Here is a 21,855-nt window from a genome sequence, read left to right as displayed (position 1 = left end):
AATTTATAATTTTATACTATTCCATATTTAAATAGTGAATATTTAATAAATTTTCAACTATTATAAGAATATTGGTTTATATCTTTTGTTAGAAAAGTTCGTAACAAATTCTTATTTAAACAAGGTTCAATATAAATTGAATTTATCTATCAAATTTAACTGCTAATTCTTTTCCAAAAAATGCTATCCCAATTTTCAATACATTCTCAACTCCAGAATTTTTTAATACAGAAGCATATTCTTTCTTTTCAATCTGCTGTAATGCAATATCACACTCATTCTCTAATTTTTCAAAAATTTTATCTTCACTCAAATTTTCCATTGCATTTACAACCTTCAATTCCAAAATAATCCCTTCTTTTCTTTTTTCCAGATTTTTAGGCTTCAAAAGCAAATCATATCTGCCTTTCCCGGCAAAATTATTTGAAGTTATTTCATACTCATTTTTCAAAGTCAAAATTATTCCAAGCATTAAGCCATGATAAAATTGCTCTTTATAAACTCCGCTTACATCGAATATTCCCACGTTTTCCAATAAAATTTTTCTTAATTCCTTCTTAAAAGTTTCAATATCTCCATTTTTCAAGGAATACACCATATTATAAAAGCTGTTATAATTCTCAAAATATACTTCTATAAACATTTTTGAAAACATTTTTAATATTTCTTCATTCGGAATTTTCAAATAAACTTGTTCCTCATCATCTTGAACTTCTTCTGCCAATGTCAAATAACCGCTGTGAAAAAACAAATTCCATATATTTTCTTCATAATTTGCTTCCAAGTTTGCAAAAGTCATATTCTCATCTATTCTTCTTAAAATGGATTTTTTATTCAAAAGTTTTGAAAAATCATCAAAAATCTCATTTTTGAGTTTTTTTAAATATAATTTTATCAATTCATTTCCACTCGTATTTACCCAGTACGACTTTAATTTTTCATCATTCAGAAAATTAATAATCGACCACGGATTGTAAACTTTTATATCTCCAAACAAATATCCATTGTACCATCGTTGGACATCTTTAAGTTCAAATTCTAAATCAAAATCCTTTAAAGCCTGCTCAACTTCACTTTCCGTAATCCCAAAATATTCTGTAAATCTATTGTCCAGAATTGTATGAACTCTTAAATTATTCAATCCAGAAAATATATTTTCCTTTGCAACTCTCAAAATCCCAGTCATAATTCCCATTTCCAGATAATTATTATCCTTTAGGACAACTCCATAAAATGTTTTAAAAAAGCTAATTGCTTCTTGATAATAGCCTTTCACGTATGAATCAATTATCGGCTGATCATACTCGTCTATTAGCACTACCACTTTTTGTCCATAATATTCATATAGATATTTTGTTAAATCCAGCAAGGATAATTTCCATGTTGCTTCTGTTGCTCTGTTAAATAAAATTGAATCGTATTTTTCTTTTTTTCTCGCACTTAAATTTTCCTTTACAAATTCAAATTCATCATATAAATCCGAAATTGTATTTTTTATCATCTCAAACCCATTTCCCCAGCTACTTTCATCATAATTCCTAAATGAAATCGAAATAACTGGAGCAGTTCCCTGCTTTTCAAAATACTCATTTTCAGAAATTTTTAAATTCTCAAACAGTTTTTTATTTTCATTTTTATTTTCAATATCAAAAAAATATTTTATCATCGACATATTAAGTGTTTTTCCAAATCTTCTCGGACGTGTAAACAGCTTAACTTCGCCAGGTTCTCCTATAATGCTTTTTATCAATTCTGTTTTATCAAAATAATAGTAATTTCCGTCTATTATTTTTTTAAAATCTGATATTCCTATTGGCAGTTTTTTCTTCATTTAACATTCCTCCCTTTTTACCTGGTCAATACCAAACTAGACTATTTATAAATAAACAGCAAAATTTCCCTAAGCAGTTTGCAAGCTAGTGCTGTAGATTGCCCAGACTGATCATATACAGGCGATAATTCGTTCATGTCAAGCCCAACAATATTTAACTGCGAAATTTTTTCTATTGCCTTATGAAGTTCCACAAAAGTAACTCCTCCAGCTTCAGGTGTTCCAGTTCCAGGAAATTCCGATGGATCAAGTACATCTAAATCCAATGTAAAATACACAGGTTTCCCTTTTAATTTTTCTACAACTTCATCAAGTCCATCAAAATTAAATTTTGTTGTATGAAGATGTTCCTTTGCAAATTTCCATTCATCTCTTTCCCCACTTCTTATTCCAAACTGAAAAATTCTGTCATCTCCAACAATGTCCCAACATCTTCTAATTACAGAAGCATGCGAATAATACTGCCCTAAATACTCATCTCTCAAGTCTGTATGTGCATCAAACTGGATAATATGCAAATCTGGATATTTTTCAGCAACTGCTCTCACAGCTCCCAACGTAACAGAATGCTCTCCACCAATCATAAACGGAATTTTCCCATCCTTCAAAATTTCTGTCGTTTCATCCTGAATATCCTGCAACGTACTTTCCGAATTTCCAAATGAAAGTTCCAAATCTCCTCCATCAAAAACCTTAATATCCTCCAAATCCTTATCTTGATAAGGACTATACGTTTCTATTCCAAAACTCTCATTTCTCATAACTGCTGAAGCAAATCTAGTCCCTGGTCTAAACGAAGTTGTACTGTCAAACGGCGCTCCAAAAATAGCAATTTTGCTCTCATTGTATTCATTGTCACACCCTATAAATGTATGTATATTTTTATTTCTCATATAAATTCTCCTTCTAGTTTTTATTCTAAATTATTTTATTAAATCTTTCACATAATTTGGCAAAGCAAAAGCTCCTTTATGCAATTCCGTGTTATAATATTTCGTTTCTATTCCAAACTTATTCCATTCATCAGCTTTCAAGTCCTTTACAGGATTGTATTTTTTTGAAGCAAATCCAAATAGCCAATGTCCTGATGGATATGTCGGTATATGCAACTGATAAACTGTCGCAAATGGGAAAACCGCCCTTAATTGTTTGTTTGCCCTTGCTGTTGCTTTAGCATCTGCCTCATAATATGGGCTCTCGTGCTGATTCACAAGAATTCCATCCTCTTTTAGTGCATTAAAGCAGTTTCCATAAAATTCTCTTGTAAATAAATCTTCTCCAGGCCCAAACGGATCTGTCGAATCCACAATTACAATATCATATTCATTTGCCTTGGAACGTACAAATTTCAATCCATCCTCATAATAAATATGAACTCTCTTATCCTCCAGCTTATTCGCTGTCTTAGGTAAATATTCACGACAAAGGTCGACAACCATCTTGTCAATTTCCACCATATCAATTCTCTCAATATGTTCATATTTTACAAGTTCACGAACAGTACCTCCATCTCCAGCACCAATTACCAATATTTTCTTAGCCTTAGGATTTACAGCCATAGGAACGTGAGTTATCATCTCATGGTAAATAAACTCATCCTTTTCTGTCAGCATCATAAACCCATCCAATGTCAAAAATCGCCCAAATTCTGGCGACTCAAAAATATCAATTCTCTGAAAATTACTTTTTGCACTAACTAACTGCTTATCAATCTTTATAGAAAAACGAACATTTTTCGTATGTTCTTCTGTGTACCATAATTCCATCTGCTACACTCCTTTCAATTTGTATTACCTATTTTTTTAATATCTAACCTTTTATTTCCAATGTTTTGTACTTTAAAACTTTTTTATAAATTCCTCAAATTTTCCATTGTTTATAATTTTATTCTATTTTCTTGCACTCATTAAACGTTTCTCAAATAATTTTCCTTAACCTTAACTCTGTTCAGCCATCCAGCTAGAAAATCATTCTGAGTTACATTATTTTTAGCAAGAGATTTGTAATATTCACGCTGTAAATTATGATAAACCATCAAAAATTTAGCTGGATTAACTTCGTTTAAATATTTTAATGTCATAGGTCCAACCGCTCCATCTACACTAATTACATTTTTACCATAAACCTTGTTCACAGCCTCTTGAGCCTTTTTAATTCCATATCTTCCAGCATTTACTGAAAAATCAAATATGCTTAGTGCCACTTTATCATTTCTCACTTGATCCAATTTTCTAGCCTTATAATATTTTTCCTCATAAATTTTTTCTGCCATTGCTTTTGTTAAATCTTTCATGCTACCTTTGTATCCACATTCTCTAGCTCGTTCCTTAGTAATGCCGTATTTTGTTTCCCCGCCTTTATCATTCTTATCATTAGAGTAGCTTCCTTCAACTAGCAAAATATAATTAAAAAATTTCAAAAATCTGCTGTCAGCCATTTTTGTTTCCTTCTTTCATTTATTTTAATTGGAATTTCACAGATACTGTCTGCGTTCTTACGTCAAAAATTTTCACTCTAAAACAACATTTATCTTCTCAACATGCATATCCTCAGTCCCTGTTAATAGACATCCCTTTTCCTTTGCATATTCAATATAATTTATGATTTCCTCAGTAATTCGCTCTCCTGGTGCTAATATCGGTATCCCTGGTGGATAAGCCATAACAAATTCACCACTTATTTTACCAGCACTTTCTTTTATGGGAATCATTTCCTTTTCTGAATAAAAGGCTTTTTGTGGAGGAAGTACAACGTCAGGGTTTATATATTCATGATCAAACATTCCTGTAGAGTCTTTTGAGTAAAGCCGTTTAATTTCTGCAAGTGAAGATATTAGCCGTTCTATTTCCAAGCCTCTGTCTCCCGCCGAAATTATCGCCAAAATATTTCCCAAATCTCCAAATTCAATCTGAATTTCATAATCATCCCGCAAAATATCATAAACTTCAATTCCAGCAAGCCCAATATCTTTTGTATACACAGATAATTTTGTCGTATCAAAGTCATAAACCGAATCTCCATCAATCAGTTCTTTCCCATACGCATAATATCCACCCAGTTTATTAATTTCATTTCTGGCATATTCTGCAAATTTAACTGTCTTTTCAAAAAGCTCCCTTCCATTTATCGCCAAATTTTTTCTTGCCACATCAAGTGAAGTCATAAGTAAATACGATGCACTCGTAGTTTGAGTCAAGTTTATAACTTGCCGAACATAATCAGCGTTTATTCTCTCACCACTTAACAAAATTGAACTTTGTGTTAAAGAACCACCTGTCTTATGCATACTGATTGCCGCCATATCTGCTCCAGCTTCCATAGCTGAAATTGGTAAATTTTCATCAAAGTAAAAATGTGCTCCGTGTGCCTCATCAACTAGCACAAACATATCATTTTCATGTGCCAGTTTTACAATAGATTTCAAATCTGAACAAATTCCGTAATAAGTAGGATTATTCACTAATATTGCTTTTGCATCAGGATTTTCCTGAATTGCCTTTTTCACATCATTAATCGACATCCCAAGAGATATTCCCAATTTCTTGTTAAGTCCGGGATTAATATAAACTGGTATCGCTCCACAAATTACCAGTGCATTAATAGCGCTTCTATGCACATTTCTTGGAATAATGATTTTATCTCCAGCCTTGCAAGTTGCCATAATCATAGCCTGTACAGCCCCAGTCGTCCCGCTTACCATAAAATAAGCCTCTTTTGCCCCAAAAGCCTCCGCCGCTATATCCTGAGCCTCTTTAATAACTGAAGTTGGATGGCATAAATTATCAAGCGGCTTCATTGAATTAACATCCATCTGCATCGCATCCAGTCCGATAAAATCCCGAAACTCCTTATTTCCACGCCCTCCTTTATGCCCCGGCACATCAAATCTCACAACCCTGTTAGAAAGATGATTTTTTAAAGCATCAAAAAGAACTGTCTTATTCTGTCTATCTTTATCAATATTTTTCCCCATTTTTTAACTCCTTACATATTTTTACTTTTATTTATTATAATTTTAAATTTCTAAATTTTATATTAAGTATTCAGCTTTATAAATTTTTATTTTAGAAAATTTTGATTAAAATAGTTTTTGTTATTTTATTTATATTTTTTTAACGAAATTTTTCTTCAATGTTTATTTTAATCAAATTAGTTATTGTAGTTAAACTTAAAATTGTCGTGATTTTTTTGGAATGAAAACGACTGTTTGAGCGAAGTTTTACGTAACGAGTTTCGTTTTTATTTCAAAAAAATGCTTAGACGAGCCGGGTTTGCAAAGGGGATGGCGACTGTTCCCCTTTGCACATAAAAAAGAAAAAACATTAATATAAATAAAAGAACGAATATTAATAAAAATAACTTAATGACATAAAATTATAAAAAATAACTTATCTGAATACTTAATTTATTATTGAATGACTCTAATAAATATTCATTCCACTATAAATTTCAATCATTTCCTTCCTAAGTCTATCCGTAATTTCCAGCCTTTTTTTTGGTGCAATTTCATAGACATCCTGATTGAAAAGATAATTTTTCAGCTCAATTTCCTTTATAAGCATTTTTGTATGAAAAATATTTGACTGATATACATTTACATCAATCGCATCGTAAATTTTTAACTTTTCTAGCTCAATATAATCTTGAATAGAAGTTATATTGTGATCTGTAAAAAATTTCTTTCCTGAAATATCCCTTGTAAATCCACGTATTCTGTAATCAATCGTGATTATATCCGAATCAAAGCTGTCTATCAGATAGTTTAATGTATTTAATGGCGAAATTTCTCCACAAGTTGCAATATCAATATCCGCTCTAAAAGTGGAAATTGAATTATCTGGATGGTATTCTGGGAAAGTATGCACTGTTATATGGCTTTTATCCAAATGAGCGTGAACCGTATCGGTGTCTTGACTTGTATTTCCCTTTTTCATGCTCTGGCTATCTATCCCAATTTCTTCAAAGAACGGCTTTCCTTGATTACAAGATTTATCAATATTCTCAGGACTTATTCTTTCTTCTGCAATTAAAACATTTACAGAGGCTCCTTGTGGCTCATAATCCTGCTTTGATATATTCAAGACTTGTGCCCCTATCATTTCCGCAACACGAATAAGTATTTTTGTAAGCCTTTCCGAATTATATTGCTCGTCAATATATGCAATATAGTCCTTCTGCTCCCTCTCTGTTTCCGCATAGCAAATATCATAAATATTAAAACTTAATGTCTTTGTTAAATTATTGAATCCATACAGCTTAATTTTATTATTTTCCAACTCATTCATCACTTCCTCTCCTATTTCATCAATTTTCACATTGCACTTAAAATCCTTTAAATCTATGATTTAAATTTCTTTTTAAAATGTTATTTCCATAGTCGTAAAAATTTATTTATTTTTCACATATTTTTATTCATTTTTTTGACTTATTTTTTCGCCAAATTATATCATTTATACACAATTTTTACAATTAAAATTGCAAAATGAATTTTAAAAAAAAATCACAGCTAAATTAATAACTGTGATTAATAAATAAAATATCTTTTTATAAAACCATCCTATACTTCACTATCCTATTTTCACACCCCATCACATAAATCTCATTTTCAATTACACAGATTTTTACAATTCTTTCCTTCAGTATCTTTTCCTGCTTTAAAATATGAAATTTACTATCTGTAATTACCAATTCTCCACTTTCCAAACCAATAAAATATTTCCCTTCAAATTCTTCAATGTACGTTATTTTTCTGTCAGAAATTTTTATTGAATTATAAAGTTCCTGATCCAGAATGTTCCATATTTCTATTTCACCATCTTCTGTTCCCGCAAAATATTGAAGTCCAACTATTTTTGAGTAAGTGTGATTATTTTCCGTTTTTACTTCAAATATTTTTTTTAATTTATTTTCAAAAATATTTATTGTATTTATATGTTTATGGTCTTCCCTAAATTTGATTATAACGTTTTCTCCACTTGTGAAAATTTTATAATTTCCATTTTTTCTAGTTCTTGCCAATTTTGCGGAGATAAGTTCCTCTGTGTCAACATCATAGGAAAATAGGCAATTTTTTTCAATATAGACAATCCTGCCGCTTGTTATGAAATTCATTACTTTTATGCTATCATTTGTATCAAATACAAGTTCGACTATTTTCTTTTTATTTCCGTCACACTTGTACACTTTTCCGTTTGGAGTCGAAACAAAAAACATGCTCGAAATGAACAATTGATTTTTTTCCTTTATATATTTTATAATTTCACAATTTTTTACTTTTCCTCCGCTTTCTTTTTCAAATTTATTTTTATTAAAGTATATCAGCTTTTCTCCAGTTGTTATAATTCTCTTATTAATCGGTTCAACTCCAAAATCATTGATTTTAGTTTTATATATTATATCTTCTTCTAAAATTAATTCCATTTTTCCCCTCAGTTAGTACATGATATCTTCCGTAGGGCTATATCCGCTGTCTTTTAATGTTTTTAGCATTTTTTCGCCTGTCTTTGAAAATATTTCATTATTATAGTAAGTTTTCCAGTCCCCGTCTATCTTTTTTGTATCAAGAATATACTTAAACAGCATAAAAGTATCTTTTTTAGCCGCATCGTAGGCATAGAGTCTAAAAGTATAGTATCGTGGTTTTTTCTGATTATCCTTTGCAGGAATATTTCTAGGAATCAGTTTTGCAATGTCACTCTCAAAATCAATTAATATTTTGAAAATATTTTCGTATGTCAGTTCCTTTCTCTCACGCGTGTTGTATACAAGCCCTACTTCCAAATTATCTATTCCAACATAATATGTCATAAAGTCATGCTCTACATCACAATAGACATTTCCTATTAAACGGGATTTATTTATAAGCTCTATTTCCTTCAGCACATATACATTCGGATTTTTTATCCATTTGCAGGTATCTGAAAAAGAAATTCCTGTTACCAATAAAACAAGCAATATGATTATTTTTTTCACTTTTCCTCCTAAATTTCATAATTATTACACTAATCTTAATATTTTATAAAAAATAAAATTATAATAAAATTTCAATATATTTAGTTTTGTATTATAATGATATTTCAAAAATATTTTAAAATTATTTATATAACTTTTTTTTCACTTTTATTTTAGTTATCCATTCTCTTTAATAAAAGTTTACCATATTTTTTTATTAATTTCAAGCCGTATATTAAAACCTCTTTAAAATCAAACTTAAAAATCAGGTTTTTACGTAAAAAAGAAAATCAAATTAATGATTTTCCAAATTTAAAATTTTATATATGAATTATATTAAGAATGCTCATCAGAATTGGAACAACTAATATGAATAAAATTGTACTTGTTGTAACTACATTTGTGGAATATCCAATATCTCCATTAGTTTCATTAACTAAAATTGGCAATGCTGCAAATACTGGCGCTGCCGACTGTATCACAAACGTTTTTATTTCCAAATCATTTAACTGCACAAAATGTCCAGCAATTTTCAACAACACAATCATGACAATTGATGAAAATACAAATCTTCCAAGCAAAGCCAAATTTGTATCCAAATCAAAACGAATACTGTGAAGCCCTGCATCTGCCAGCACTATTCCGATATATAGTAATGCAAGAGGTGTTACAACGCTTCCAAGATATTTTGTAGTTTCCACAATTGGAGTTATTACTTTTATGCCTGACAAAAGTACAATAAAGGCTATTACAAAAGCAATAAGTGGAGGCGATAACAACTTTTTCAGATTAAATCCACTTTTTTCATCTTTATTGCCTTCTAATGAATCACCTGCCAAAAGCATATACCCTAAAGTCCAAATTGATACAGTATTTGTAATATAATACATTAAATAATATTTGGAAGCTGCTTCTCCAAAAAGTGCCATATTCAATGGAAGTCCAATAAATATCGTATTTGCATTTACTACCGCATTATAAAAGACTCCACGTCGACCTTCTCTCATCTTCACTAATTTTATTACAAAAAAAGCTGCAACATATCCGATAATAACTGAAGCAAATGTAAAAATCAAACGGTTTGACACTTCCTTCAAAGCATCCATATTTAGATATTTCAAGACTGAATAGAATATCGAACAAGGCAAAGCCACATTTGTAATAAGTTTTGACACATTTTCACTAAATGTGTGATGAAACCAGTGCCTTTTTTTCAAAATATATCCAATCGCAATCATAACAATAATAGGGAAAATACTTCCCAGTGATTTCAAAAAAATCATTTTTAAACTTTCCTTTCTTTACTATACCCATTTCTTTCAAAATCAAATCTAATAATTCCATAACATTTAAAGTTGATTTTACAACAATTCACTACAAAAATATTATTTTAAACAAACAAAGCAAGGACTCGTTAAAGTCCCTGCACTTTTTATCAATATTATAACTTAAACAGTAAATCAGTATAAGTTGGGAAATTCCAGTATTCCTTATTAATAATTTTTTCCAAATTATCACAAGGTACTCTTAATGCCTCAAGTCCTGTTACCAATTTTTCTTTTGCCAAATCTGTCTGTTTTCCTAAATCTTTTTCATTTCTTACTCTATTAATTTCTTTTTCAAGCGATTTTACTTCTTTTCTCAAGCTTGTAATATTTGCTAACACATCTTTTAGAATTTCTTCCTGCTCCTTTATGAACGCTTTCCCGTATTTTGAATTTTTTTCAATATGATCAGCTAATAAATTTGAATATTTTAATCCAGATGGCAAGATATTTTTATTTGCAATGTCAATTAATGTTCTTGATTCTATGCTTAATTGTGTTACATATCTGTCTGCATAGGCATTGTATCTTGCGACAGATTCCTGTTCAGAGAGCATTCCAATTTCCTGAGTTAGTTCTAGCACATCTTTGTCTATCATTTTTCTAAGTGCTGTATTTGAAGCCACTTCGTTTGTAAGTCCACGTTTTTTAGCTTCTTTTGCCCATTCTTCGCTGTATCCATTTCCATTAAAAATTATTCTATGATGTTTTTTATACGCATTGGCAATAATGTCATTTGCCACTTTCGGGAATGATTTTTCAGTTGCTTTTTCAAGTTTATCTGCATATTCAGACAGCACTTTTCCTACCATAGCATTTATTACAGCCGCAGAAGTTGCAGGTGTCGAACTTGATCCCGGCATTCTAAATTCAAATTTATTTCCAGTGAATGCAAATGGCGAAGTTCTGTTTCTATCTCCAGCATCCATACTAAATGCAGGCAACACATCAACTGACAAATTCACTTTTGATGATTCTGACACAGGTGCATCTTTTTTATATGCAATATTGCTTAAAATTGTTGTCAATTCATCACCTAAGAAAACTGAAATAATTGCAGGCGGCGCTTCATGTCCCCCAAGTCTGTGATCATTTGTCGCAGTTGCAGTCGCATATCTCAACATTGGGTAATATCTGTCAACAGCTTCTATTACCGCGGCTACAAAAATTAAAAATTGTGTGTTTGATTTCATATCTTTTCCAGGACTGAAAAGATTTTTGCCATCATCTGTTCCCAGTGACCAGTTATTATGTTTCCCTGAACCATTTACCCCTGCAAACGGTTTTTCGTGAAGCAATGCTACTAAATCGTGTCTTAACGCTGTTTTTTCAATAGTTTCCATTATTATCTGATTTTGATCTGATGCCAAGTTTGCTACTGAAAATAATGGTGCTACTTCAAACTGATTTGGAGCCACTTCATTATGTCTTGTTTTTGATGGAATACCTAATTTCCATAATTCAACGTCAACATCACTCATAAAGTTTATTACTTTTTCTTTAATTTTTCCATAATAATGATCGCTTAATTCCTGTCCTTTAGGTGCAGAAGCTCCGAATAAGGTTCTTCCTGTAAGCAATAAATCGTCTCTTGCTTCAAACATATCTTTTTTTACAAGAAAATATTCCTGCTCTACTCCCAAAGTATTAAATACATGATTAGAAGTTTTATTTCCAAAAGCACGCAAGACTCTTAATGCTTGTCCACTTATATATTTCATTGATCTTAATAAAGGTACTTTTTTATCCAACGCTTCACCAGTAAATGAAATAAAGGCTGTGGGAATATACAATGTAACTCCATTTTTATTTTCTCTTATAAATGGATATGAACTCGTATCCCAGATTGTGTAACCTCTTGCTTCAAATGTGCTACGAAGTCCTCCATTCGGAAATGAAGATGCATCAGATTCGCCTTTTATCAAATTTTTTCCAGAAAACTTGTAAATAAGTTCCTCATTTTCAGTAGGTTCCAAAAATGAATCATGCTTTTCAGCTGTCAAGTCATTCAATGGCTGAAACCAGTGACAGTAGTGAGTAGCTCCTCTTTTAGTCGCCCAGTCCTTAATAGCGTTTGCAATAACTTCAGCAGTTTCTTTCGACAATTCAGTTTCCCCCAGTTGCGACGCCTTAAACTCTTTAAAAACAGCCTTGGAAACTCTTTTTTTCAAATTACTGTCCCTAAAGACATTTTCTCCAAAGCTTTTCATAGCGTTTTCCATAAATTTTAACCTCTTTTCCGTATCAATTTATTATGAAGCAGTATTTTTAGACTCTTCATTTTTTTAAATATATTTTATTATACAATGTGAGAAAATATAAGTCAAACAAAAATTTCCCCATTCTCTTTTTTTATTTTTATAAAAAAAATATATGATAATTCTAGTTTAAAATAAAAGGAGAAGGTTAGGCTATATCTAATTTTTATATATTTTTACTTCTATTTTAAGTGAACGGACTATACTCACAAAAAAGTATGTTATTCATATCAAATGAAATAAATGTTAAAATATCAATTAACAGGCAGATAAATAAAAACAAGGAGAAAAAATAAAAATGAAAGACTTAACAAAAGGAAATGAACTGAAAACAATAATTTATTTTTCTTTGCCAATTTTAATAGGAAATTTATTTCAGCAGATTTACAATATTTCAGACACAATCATTGTGGGAAATTTTTTAGGAAAGGAAAGCCTTGCGGCTGTAGGCTCAAGTTATCAAATTAATGTACTTATAATAGCTGTTTCGATAGGTATTTCATTAGGGACAAGCATTCTAATTTCCCAATATTTTGGTGCAAAAGATATGGAAAATTTGAAAATCACGGCAAATACAGGATTTATTTTTTCCATAGTTTTATCTCTTATTGTTACAACATTAGGTTTTTTACTGTCAAATAATATTTTAATTTTAATTAATGTTCTGCAAAAATTGTTACTGAAGGCAAATATCTATTTAAAAATTATTTTTATTGGAGTTGTCCCAACTTTTGGCTACAATTCTCTTACAAATACGTTAAAAGGTGTAGGTGATTCAAAAACACCGACTTACATCTTAATTACTTCCGTAATTTTAAATATTATTTTAGATATATTTTTTGTAGCAGTACTAAACTCTGGAGTTGCAGGAGTGGCAATTGCAACAGTTATTTCACAGTTTATTTCCTTTTTTCTTTGCTTATTTTACATAAAATTTAAATATCCAAATTTAATTTTTAAAAAATATTATTTCAACTTAAATTTTAATATTTTAAAAGAAATACTGATTATTGGAATGCCAGCAATGTTACAGCAAGTTTTAATCAGCCTAGGATTTATTGTCATTCAAATTCTTGTAAATGGATTTGGAACAGACTGTATTGCAGCTTTTATTTCTGCTTCCCGAATTGATTCCTTCGCAGAATTGCCATCCATAAATTTAGGACAGGCGTTGATGACTTTTACAGCCCAAAATTATGGAGCCAAAAAAATGGATAGAATAATTAAAGGTGGAAAAGATAGCCTAATTTTAGGAATCTCATTTTCCATCATAATCTCAATTATTATTTTTATTTTTCCAGCATTCTTTATTTCAATATTTAACCGAAATCCCGAAGTGATTTTTATAGGAAATCAATATTTACGTATAATTTCAGCATTTTACGTAATTTTCTGCACAATGCAAATACTAAATGGATTGCTACTAGGCTACGGAAAATCCTTAGTTCCACTAATAGCCTCTATTACTTCATTTTGTATGTTTCAAGTGCCTCTAGCCATTTTACTTTCCAAAACATCGTTAGGCTATAACGGAATTTGGATTGCCGCACCGATAGGCTGGACAGCAGGACTGCTAATTCGAGTGTGGTATTTTATAAAAATTTCTAAAAAAATATAGAAAAAATAAAAGAATTATAGTAAAATCAAGATTATTTGGTGTTTTTTAAAATTTCAAATAATTTTATTGAAAGGAAAATTTATATGGAAGAAAAAATTTACACTTGTCCGCTGGAACTAACTCAAAAAATATTATCAAAAAAATGGACAGTCATCATATTATGGCTTTTAAGACACGGAAAAGTCAGAACAAAAGATTTCAAAAATCAAATAAAAGGCAGCAACGAAAAAATGATTATTGAGCATTTAAACTATTTAATCAAAGAAAAACTTATAGAAAAACGGGAATACAATGTTTACCCAAAAAAGACAGAATATATCCTCTCAGAAAAAGGAAAAGATTTATTGCCTATTTTGGAACTTATGCAAAGTTATGGAGAAAAATATTATATTAAATAAATTTTTTACTCTCTAAAAAAATACAAAAAAATATGTTAAAATAAACTCACAAACAAAATTATAAAAGGAGTTGATTACCTATGAAAAAACTACTAACTTTTCTACTACTGACACTTTCAATCCAGCTATTCTCAGCTAATTACAAAGTTGTTCTAAAGAAAGGCGTTACTTTATCACAGCAGGAAATTACAAAAAATAACAGTGAAATTGAGATTGCGGCTAAAAGGGATTATGATTCAATTAAACGAGCAGCATCAATTGGAATGAAATCTATGATTTCCAGAATGATGGGTGAAGAAATTCAATTACCCGCAATAAGTCAAAAAAATTCTCTTAAATTTCAGAAAAAAATGAACGAATTATATAATAATATGTTTGATTATATAATGGATAAAAACAAAATTGACGTTGAGAAGATAAGATATGTTACAAATGATATTGTTGAAGTAACATTAAATATAAAAACGCCAGATGTAACAACAAATTTACAAAAATATTCAGAATTAATGAATAACAACTTTCTAAACGAAAAAGAAATGAAAAATCTAAATAATTTCTCAGAAGACGAAATCTTTGATAAAATAATAACAAAAATGTTTAGTTCAATGAAACAAGCCTTCCAAAAAACCGATAAGTATGCTTCTATGAAAACAACAATTTATTTAGAAAAAGATAATGGAAAATGGGGAATTGCTGAACTTGATGAAAAACTAAAAAACTTTAGAGAAATATATAAATCTGTAAATTAATAAAAAACATAAAAGGACTATCCATATTCAGATAGCCCTTTATTTTATTAATTATTTAGGTGATACTAAAATCTTAACTTGGCTTTTTTCTTTTACAAGTGCTTCAAATCCTTCATTTACGATGTCTTCTAATTTAATTCTTTTTGTTACTAATAAATCTTTTGAGAAGTACCCTTGTTTCATTAATTTCAATATTTTAGGGAATACGTCACGGTATGCATAACTCTTATTTTTCTTTCCTGAATTACCACTTAATTAGGGTAAATTTACACTTCTGTTTCCTACAATTCTCAGTCTTTTTCGACAAGTTAGAATACACTGGAAACTCCTAGGAACATTTACTCTACCATTTGTTTTTTCTTTTAGAAATTTCCATTCTTTTGGATAAACCTTCCACAACATAAATCTACTTTCTTGAAAACAAAAAAAGGCAGGAGCGCCTTAATCCTTCCCTGCCCAAGTTTCCCATATTCCCCACAGCAACCTGCTGCCCTCATATTTACAGCAGCTCTGTTCATTGACATGCTGTACAATGCTTCATGCCTCTCTGCCTTAAACTCCTATGAAATTTTGCAAAAAAAAATGGCGTCCCCGGTTGGACTCGAACCAACGGCCCTCTGATTAACAGTCAGATGCTCTAACCGGCTGAGCTACGGAGACACGCAAAAGAAAAAAGTTTGGCAACTGCCTATTTTCCCGGGACGAATCCAAGTATCGTAGGCGTAAGCAGACTTAACTGCCGGGTTCGAAATGTGACCGGGTGTATCCCTGCTGCTAGCATCACCAAACTTTAAAAACTAAACTGCCTAGCTAAGGCAATGGGAAATAAATAGTAGCAGTAAAAGATTGACTAAAAAGCAGATGTAATATTAGTACCAGTCAGCTGAACGCATTGCTGCGCTTGCACCCCTGGCCTATCAACCATGTGTTCTCCATGGATACTGCGAACACTCATCTCAAAGCCGGCTTCCCGCTTAGATGCTTTCAGCGGTTATCCGTCCCAGACGTGACTACCCAGCCGTGCCACTGGCGTGACAACTGGTACATCAGAGGTCTGTCCAACCCGGTCCTCTCGTACTAAGGTCAGATCTTTTCAGTATTCAGGCGCCTGCAGTGGATAGGGACCGAACTGTCTCACGACGTTCTGAACCCAGCTCGCGTGCCTCTTTAATGGGCGAACAGCCCAACCCTTGGGACCTTCTCCAGCCCCAGGATGAGACGAGCCGACATCGAGGTGCCAAACACTTCCGTCGATATGGACTCTTGGGAAGTATCAGCCTGTTATCCCCGGGGTAGCTTTTATCCGTTGAGCGACGGTCCTTCCATACGGAACCGCCGGATCACTAACTCCCACTTTCGTGCCTGCTCGACCCGTCAGTCTTGCAGTCAAGCTCCCTTATGCGTTTGCACTCCTAGGCTGATTTCCATCCAGCCTGAGGGAACCTTTGAACGCCTCCGTTACTCTTTTGGAGGCGACCGCCCCAGTCAAACTGCCCATCTAGCACTGTCTCCGTTACCAGATTAGAATTTCAACGGCATATGGTTGGTATTCCAACGGCGACTCTGCTGAAACTGACGCCTCAGCTTCACAGTCTCCCAACTATCCTATACACACACAGCCAAAACCCAATGCCAGACTGCAGTAAAGCTCCACGGGGTCTTTCCGTCCTACTGCAGGTAGCCGGTATCTTCACCGGCATTACAACTTCACCAGGTCTCCAGCCAAGACAGCTCCCAAATCATTTCACCATTCGTGCAGGTCGGAACTTACCCGACAAGGAATTTCGCTACCTTAGGACCGTTATAGTTACGGCCGCCGTTCACCGGGGCTTCAATTCGGAGCTCTCACTCCTCCTCTTAACCTTCCGGCACTGGGCAGGTGTCAGCCCATATACGTCGCCTTTCAGCTTAGCATAGACCTGTGTTTTTGGTAAACAGTTGCTTGGGACTCTTCACTGCGGCCTGTTTCCCCTTGAGGCGCTTCTCCTCTCAGGTATGTCAGGCACCCCTTCTCCCGAAGTTACGGGGCTATTTTGCAGAGTTCCTTAGCTAGAGTTATCCTGTCGGCCTTAAGTTTCTCACTCTGTCCACCTGTGTCGGTTTACAGTACGGGCGCTGGTTCTCATCGATAGAAGTTTTTCTCGGCAGTGTAGGATCTGCGGCTTATGCAAGATGCACTTACCCGTCAGGTCTCACATTTAGGCATGCGGATTTTCCTGCATGCCCATGCTACGCCCTTAGAAAGGCTATTCCGTCAGCCTTCCCGCATACCTTCCTGCGTCACTCCGTCTCTCGAGGGCGATAACAGCGGTACAGGAATATTAACCTGTTTTCCATTCGCCATCACATTTTTGCTTATGCTTAGGTCCCGACTTCCCCAGGGCGGACAAACCTTCCCCTGGAAACCTTGGACTTCCGGCCGGCGGGATTCTCGCCCGCCTTCTCGCTACTCATTCCTGCATTCTCACTTCTGATACCTCCAGAATGGCCTTGCGGCATTCCTTCAACGGCCTACAGAACGCTCTCCTACCAGGCGTGAAAACACGCCTCCGCAGCTTCGGTTTATGTCTTAGCCCCGTTACATCTTCGGCGCAGATACTCTCGACCAGTGAGCTGTTACGCACTCTTTCAAGGTATGGCTGCTTCTAAGCCAACCTCCTGGTTGTCTGTGAATATCCACCTCCTTTCCCACTTAGACATAATTAGGGACCTTAGCTGGCGGTCTGGGCTGTTCCCCTCTCGTCCATGGACCTTGTCATCCATGGACTCACTCCTGACTATTAATATATGGTATTCGAAGTTTGCTTGATTTCGGTAAGCAGTACGCCCCCTAGACCATACAGAGCTCTACCCCCACATATCTTGACGTCAAGGCTGCACCTAAATGCATTTCGGAGAGAACGAGCTATCTCCTAGTTCGATTGGCTTTTCACCCCTAGACCTGCCTCATCTCCCAACTTTTCAACGGCGGTGAGTTCGGCCCTCCACTGAGTCTTACCTCAGCTTCAGCCTGGACAGGCCTAGATCACTAGGTTTCGCGTCTATGGCCAGCGACTTGTCGCCCTGTTAAGACTCGGTTTCCCTTCGGCTCCGCTATATTAACCTTGCCGCTGACCATAACTCGCAGGATGATTAACCAAAATCCACGCAGTCACGCATAAAGCGCTCCTACCGTTTGTAAGCACACGGTTTCAAATTCTGTTTCACTCCCTTGCTCAGGGTTCTTTTCACCTTTCCCTCACGGTACTCTTCACTATCGGTCAACAGCAGTATTTAGCCTTGCGTGATATGGTCCACGCTGATTCACGCCAGATTCCTCGTGCCTGACGCTACTCGGGTGCTTCCAGTCGCCATATGCATTTTATGTTCTACAGGACTATCACCTTCTTTGGTCCAGCTTCCCAGCTGATTCCACTTACATGCATACAGCTTAAACATTATGACAATCCGTTAATGGAAGTCCCGCAACCCCGTGCCAGCAACGCTGTCCGCTTGGCACTGGCACGGTTTAGGCTTTTCCCCGTTCGCTCGCCGCTACTCAGGGAATCGTTTTTACTTTCCTTTCCTCCCGCTACTTAGATGTTTCAGTTCGCGGGCTTACCGTTTTCACGCATGCCCTCCAGGCATGCAGGTTTTCCCATTCGGAAATCCGGGGATTAACGATTATGTGCATCTTCTCCCGGCTTATCGCAGCTTATCACGTCCTTCATCGGCTGTTGTTGCCTAGGCATCCTCCGTGTGCCCTTGTTAGCTTTTTATCCAGAATAACTTTTACTCCAGTTTCATTGTAATCTTTTACCTACTATTCATTTCCCATTGTCCTAAAGACTATAAAGATATGCGAAGAAGCAGTGCAATGAATTAGCTCCTTAGAAAGGAGGTGATCCATCCGCACCTTCCGGTACGGATACCTTGTTACGACTTCACCCCAATCACTGTCCACACCTTAGATGCCTTCCTCCTTGCGGTTAGACCGGCAGCTTCAGGTGCAGACAACTCTCGTGGTGTGACGGGCGGTGTGTACAAGACCCGAGAACGTATTCACCGCAGCATTGCTGATCTGCGATTACTAGCGATTCCAGCTTCATGAAGTCGAGTTGCAGACTTCAATCCGAACTTGGACCGGCTTTGAAGATTCGCTGGGCGTTGCCGCCTCGCAGCTCTCTGTACCGGCCATTGTAGCACGTGTGTAGCCCAGATCATAAGGGGCATGATGACTTGACGTCATCCCCACCTTCCTCCTGCTCTTCGCAGGCAGTCTCGCCAGAGTCCCCAACTTAATGATGGCAACTGGCGATAGGGGTTGCGCTCGTTGCGGGACTTAACCCAACATCTCACGACACGAGCTGTCGACAGCCATGCACCACCTGTCTCCACGTTCCCGAAGGCACTGCCCGCTCTCGCGGGCATACGTGGGATGTCAAGATCTGGTAAGGTTCCTCGCGTTGCGTCGAATTAAACCACATGCTCCACCGCTTGTGCGGGTCCCCGTCAATTCCTTTGAGTTTCAGCCTTGCGGCCGTACTCCCCAGGCGGATTACTTATCGCATTCGCTTCGGCACGGACACTCTTCATGCCCACACCCAGTAATCATCGTTTACGGCTGGGACTACCAGGGTATCTAATCCTGTTTGCTCCCCCAGCTTTCGCACTTCAGCGTCAGTTGCCGTCCAGTGAACTATCTTCATCATCGGCATTCCTGCACATATCTACGAATTTCACCTCTACTCGTGCAGTTCCGTCCACCTCTCCAGCACTCTAGCCAGGCAGTTTCCAGGGCAGGCTTGCGGTTGAGCCGCAAGTTTTTACCCCAGACTTGCCTGGCCGCCTAGATGCCCTTTATGCCCAATAATTCCGGATAACGCTTGCGACATACGTATTACCGCGGCTGCTGGCACGTATTTAGCCGTCGCTTCTTCTGCAGGTACCGTCACTTCCTTCTTCCCTGCTGAAAGCACTTTACAATCCGAAAACCTTCCTCGTGCACACAGAATTGCTGGATCAGGGTTGCCCCCATTGTCCAATATTCCCCACTGCTGCCTCCCGTAGGAGTAAGGGCCGTATCTCAGTCCCCTTGTGGCCGTCCACCCTCTCAGGCCGGCTACCTATCATCGCCTTGGTGGGCCGTTACCCCGCCAACAAGCTAATAGGACGCAAAGCTCTCCCGCAGCATCTCTTTTCATTGCCGGGCACATGCGTGCCGGCAACTGTATCAGGTGTTGTCAGTCGTTTCCGTCTGTTATCCCTGTCTGCAGGGCAAGTTCTTTACGCGTTACTCACCCGTCCGCCTTGGCTAGCCTGTGCAAGCACAGATTCGCCAAAGACTTGCATGTGTTAAGCATTCTGTCAGCGTTCATCCTGAGCCAGGATCAAACTCTTCATTCAATATATTCCACATATATTTAAATTCCACCTTTGTCTTGACGAGAATCTTGTTCTACAACAAGAGCTCTTGACTACTATCTATCTTTTACACATTATTGCTTCTTCTATTCTTATCTCAATTGTCCTGCGACACGATTTCGTATCGACAGGATATATATTATCATAACTGGATTTATTTGTCAACTACTTTTTTTCAAAAAATTTGTGTTTTTGAATATTTTTATTCGTAGTCTATTTTTTATTTCTTAAAAAGGTATTATTTTATATTAGTTTATTTCAAGATATTTATTTATTATTTCAATACTTTTTATATAATTTTCTGTAAGACTGCTATTATTTTTGTAATATAATTGTATAAACTCTTGGTTATTTTGTTCAAGTAAGGATTGTAATATTTTATCATATTCAGAAGTTTTATATTTTGATTTATCTTTTGAGTTTGATTTTTTTTCAATATATAGCAGAAGATCAAAATTGCTATGTTTAATAAAATCTTCTATTACTGGGTTTTTTGTATCATTTTGAATTATTGAAAATGTTTGTAAAGAAGAAAATTCTGTATCTATAAAAGTTAGTTTATCAGCATTTTTGATAGATTCTAATATTCTTCTATTGTGTTCATAAGCAATATTGCTGTAATCAGAGTACTGAATGTTTTCTATATGATTCTGCATTTCTTCTTTTATATACTCTTTTCGATATTCTTTTACATAAGTTGTGTTATAATAATTTGCTAATTTATGAGTTAAGTTAGTTTTTCCTGAATATTCAGAACCAATTATTGCTACTTTTAGGACAAAAAATTCTCTTACATATTTTGGAATAAAAAACCAGTTTTTATATGGATTTTTTCTTATTTCTGTTGCACTAATATGAAAATTGTTTCTATTTATGTCTATTAATTTAATTTCTAAATTTTTATTGAAAGTTTTTTCAAAATTGGGCAATGTCAAAAAATTATTTTTGTAGTTTTCCACATCTTGAGTTTCATTTGTAAAAATTATGTCCACTTTAATTTTATTTTTTAAAAGTGTTTCCTGTACTCTTTCACTCCATAATTTCCAGCCATTGGGATAAAATGGTATACCATCTTCCGCAAGATGTATTATTTTTATATTTTTCTGGTGTTTAAAAGTTTTTTCTGCAAATCTAATTCTATCTTTTACAGTTGGCATTTTTTTCATTTTTGAGTCTTCAAATAATTTTTTATCCCTGTCATCATCAGTGCATACCACAACATATAAATTTTCTACGTAACCACTGGCTCTTTGAATAAAATCAACATGTCCAATATGAAGTGGATAAAACTTTCCAAATATTATTCCATTTTTTTGCATTTT

Annotated in this window: 16 protein-coding genes, 1 tRNA gene and 3 rRNA genes; 3 read left to right on the top strand and 17 right to left on the bottom strand. The window is 34.7% G+C overall.

Annotated elements, in window-relative coordinates:
* Positions 1–142: 142 nt before the first annotated feature.
* The 10 genes from FVE77_RS02515 to FVE77_RS02470 all read right to left on the bottom strand — a co-directional run bounded on the left by FVE77_RS02515 (position 143) and on the right by FVE77_RS02470 (position 12,329).
* Entirely contained in the window at positions 143–1,831 is a 1,689-nt protein-coding gene (locus FVE77_RS02515; RefSeq protein ID WP_026745824.1) for an AAA family ATPase, read from the bottom strand.
* 41 nt (positions 1,832–1,872) lie between these two features.
* Positions 1,873–2,724: an agmatinase gene (gene speB / locus FVE77_RS02510; RefSeq protein ID WP_026745825.1), complete on the bottom strand. Its 852-nt coding sequence runs from the start codon at positions 2,722–2,724 to the stop codon at positions 1,873–1,875.
* A gap of 30 nt (positions 2,725–2,754) precedes the next feature.
* A complete protein-coding gene (gene speE / locus FVE77_RS02505) occupies positions 2,755–3,597 on the bottom strand; it encodes a polyamine aminopropyltransferase (protein ID WP_026745826.1) in 843 nt (280 codons plus the stop codon).
* A 140-nt stretch (positions 3,598–3,737) separates the two neighbouring features.
* Positions 3,738–4,268, bottom strand: a complete 531-nt coding sequence (locus FVE77_RS02500) for a glycoside hydrolase family 108 protein (RefSeq protein WP_026745827.1) — start codon at positions 4,266–4,268, stop codon at positions 3,738–3,740.
* 72 nt (positions 4,269–4,340) lie between these two features.
* Positions 4,341–5,804 carry an aminotransferase class I/II-fold pyridoxal phosphate-dependent enzyme gene (locus FVE77_RS02495; protein WP_026745828.1) on the bottom strand — a complete coding sequence of 488 codons (1,464 nt, stop codon included), beginning with the start codon at positions 5,802–5,804 and terminating at the stop codon, positions 4,341–4,343.
* 448 nt (positions 5,805–6,252) lie between these two features.
* Complete coding sequence (gene speD, locus FVE77_RS02490; protein ID WP_026745829.1) at positions 6,253–7,116, bottom strand: adenosylmethionine decarboxylase; 864 nt, start codon at positions 7,114–7,116, stop codon at positions 6,253–6,255.
* 259 nt (positions 7,117–7,375) lie between these two features.
* Positions 7,376–8,251, bottom strand: a complete 876-nt coding sequence (locus FVE77_RS02485) for a hypothetical protein (RefSeq protein ID WP_026745830.1) — start codon at positions 8,249–8,251, stop codon at positions 7,376–7,378.
* A 12-nt stretch (positions 8,252–8,263) separates the two neighbouring features.
* Positions 8,264–8,803, bottom strand: coding sequence for a hypothetical protein (locus FVE77_RS02480; RefSeq protein ID WP_006805154.1), 540 nt, complete (start codon positions 8,801–8,803; stop codon positions 8,264–8,266).
* Between the two features lie 299 nt (positions 8,804–9,102).
* Positions 9,103–10,065, bottom strand: a complete 963-nt coding sequence (locus FVE77_RS02475) for an AEC family transporter (RefSeq protein ID WP_026745831.1) — start codon at positions 10,063–10,065, stop codon at positions 9,103–9,105.
* A gap of 158 nt (positions 10,066–10,223) precedes the next feature.
* Entirely contained in the window at positions 10,224–12,329 is a 2,106-nt protein-coding gene (locus FVE77_RS02470; protein WP_026745832.1) for a glutamine synthetase III family protein, read from the bottom strand.
* A gap of 334 nt (positions 12,330–12,663) precedes the next feature.
* Between FVE77_RS02470 and FVE77_RS02465 the strand changes: the two genes are divergently transcribed.
* The 3 genes from FVE77_RS02465 to FVE77_RS02455 all read left to right on the top strand — a co-directional run bounded on the left by FVE77_RS02465 (position 12,664) and on the right by FVE77_RS02455 (position 15,130).
* Positions 12,664–13,983 carry an MATE family efflux transporter gene (locus FVE77_RS02465; protein WP_026745833.1) on the top strand — a complete coding sequence of 440 codons (1,320 nt, stop codon included), beginning with the start codon at positions 12,664–12,666 and terminating at the stop codon, positions 13,981–13,983.
* Positions 13,984–14,066: 83 nt separating this feature from the next.
* Positions 14,067–14,381 (top strand): winged helix-turn-helix transcriptional regulator, encoded by a 315-nt coding sequence (locus FVE77_RS02460; RefSeq protein WP_026745834.1) that lies wholly within the window; start codon positions 14,067–14,069, stop codon positions 14,379–14,381.
* Positions 14,382–14,461: 80 nt separating this feature from the next.
* Positions 14,462–15,130 (top strand): hypothetical protein, encoded by a 669-nt coding sequence (locus FVE77_RS02455; protein ID WP_026745835.1) that lies wholly within the window; start codon positions 14,462–14,464, stop codon positions 15,128–15,130.
* Between the two features lie 51 nt (positions 15,131–15,181).
* On the opposite strand, the gene FVE77_RS02450 is transcribed toward FVE77_RS02455, so the two are convergent.
* The 7 genes from FVE77_RS02450 to nadR all read right to left on the bottom strand — a co-directional run bounded on the left by FVE77_RS02450 (position 15,182) and on the right by nadR (position 21,852).
* Entirely contained in the window at positions 15,182–15,322 is a 141-nt protein-coding gene (locus tag FVE77_RS02450; RefSeq protein WP_269472242.1) for a hypothetical protein, read from the bottom strand.
* Positions 15,323–15,492: 170 nt separating this feature from the next.
* On the bottom strand, positions 15,493–15,654 hold the full coding sequence (locus FVE77_RS12595) for a hypothetical protein (protein ID WP_172966409.1): 162 nt from the start codon (positions 15,652–15,654) through the stop codon (positions 15,493–15,495).
* 59 nt (positions 15,655–15,713) lie between these two features.
* Positions 15,714–15,790, bottom strand: a tRNA-Asn gene (locus tag FVE77_RS02445).
* A 15-nt stretch (positions 15,791–15,805) separates the two neighbouring features.
* A 5S ribosomal RNA gene (gene rrf, locus FVE77_RS02440) occupies positions 15,806–15,918 on the bottom strand.
* A gap of 61 nt (positions 15,919–15,979) precedes the next feature.
* A 23S ribosomal RNA gene (locus FVE77_RS02435) occupies positions 15,980–18,888 on the bottom strand.
* Positions 18,889–19,003: 115 nt separating this feature from the next.
* A 16S ribosomal RNA gene (locus FVE77_RS02430) occupies positions 19,004–20,515 on the bottom strand.
* The 16S, 23S and 5S rRNA genes sit together here with 1 tRNA gene alongside, the layout of an rRNA operon.
* A 266-nt stretch (positions 20,516–20,781) precedes the next feature.
* A complete protein-coding gene (gene nadR, locus FVE77_RS02425; protein ID WP_026745380.1) occupies positions 20,782–21,852 on the bottom strand; it encodes a multifunctional transcriptional regulator/nicotinamide-nucleotide adenylyltransferase/ribosylnicotinamide kinase NadR in 1,071 nt (356 codons plus the stop codon).
* Between the last annotated feature and the right edge of the window lie 3 nt (positions 21,853–21,855).

It is taken from the genome of Leptotrichia hofstadii (assembly GCF_007990525.1).
Lineage (GTDB): Bacteria > Fusobacteriota > Fusobacteriia > Fusobacteriales > Leptotrichiaceae > Leptotrichia > Leptotrichia hofstadii.
This window is presented reverse-complemented; position numbering and strand designations above follow the sequence as displayed.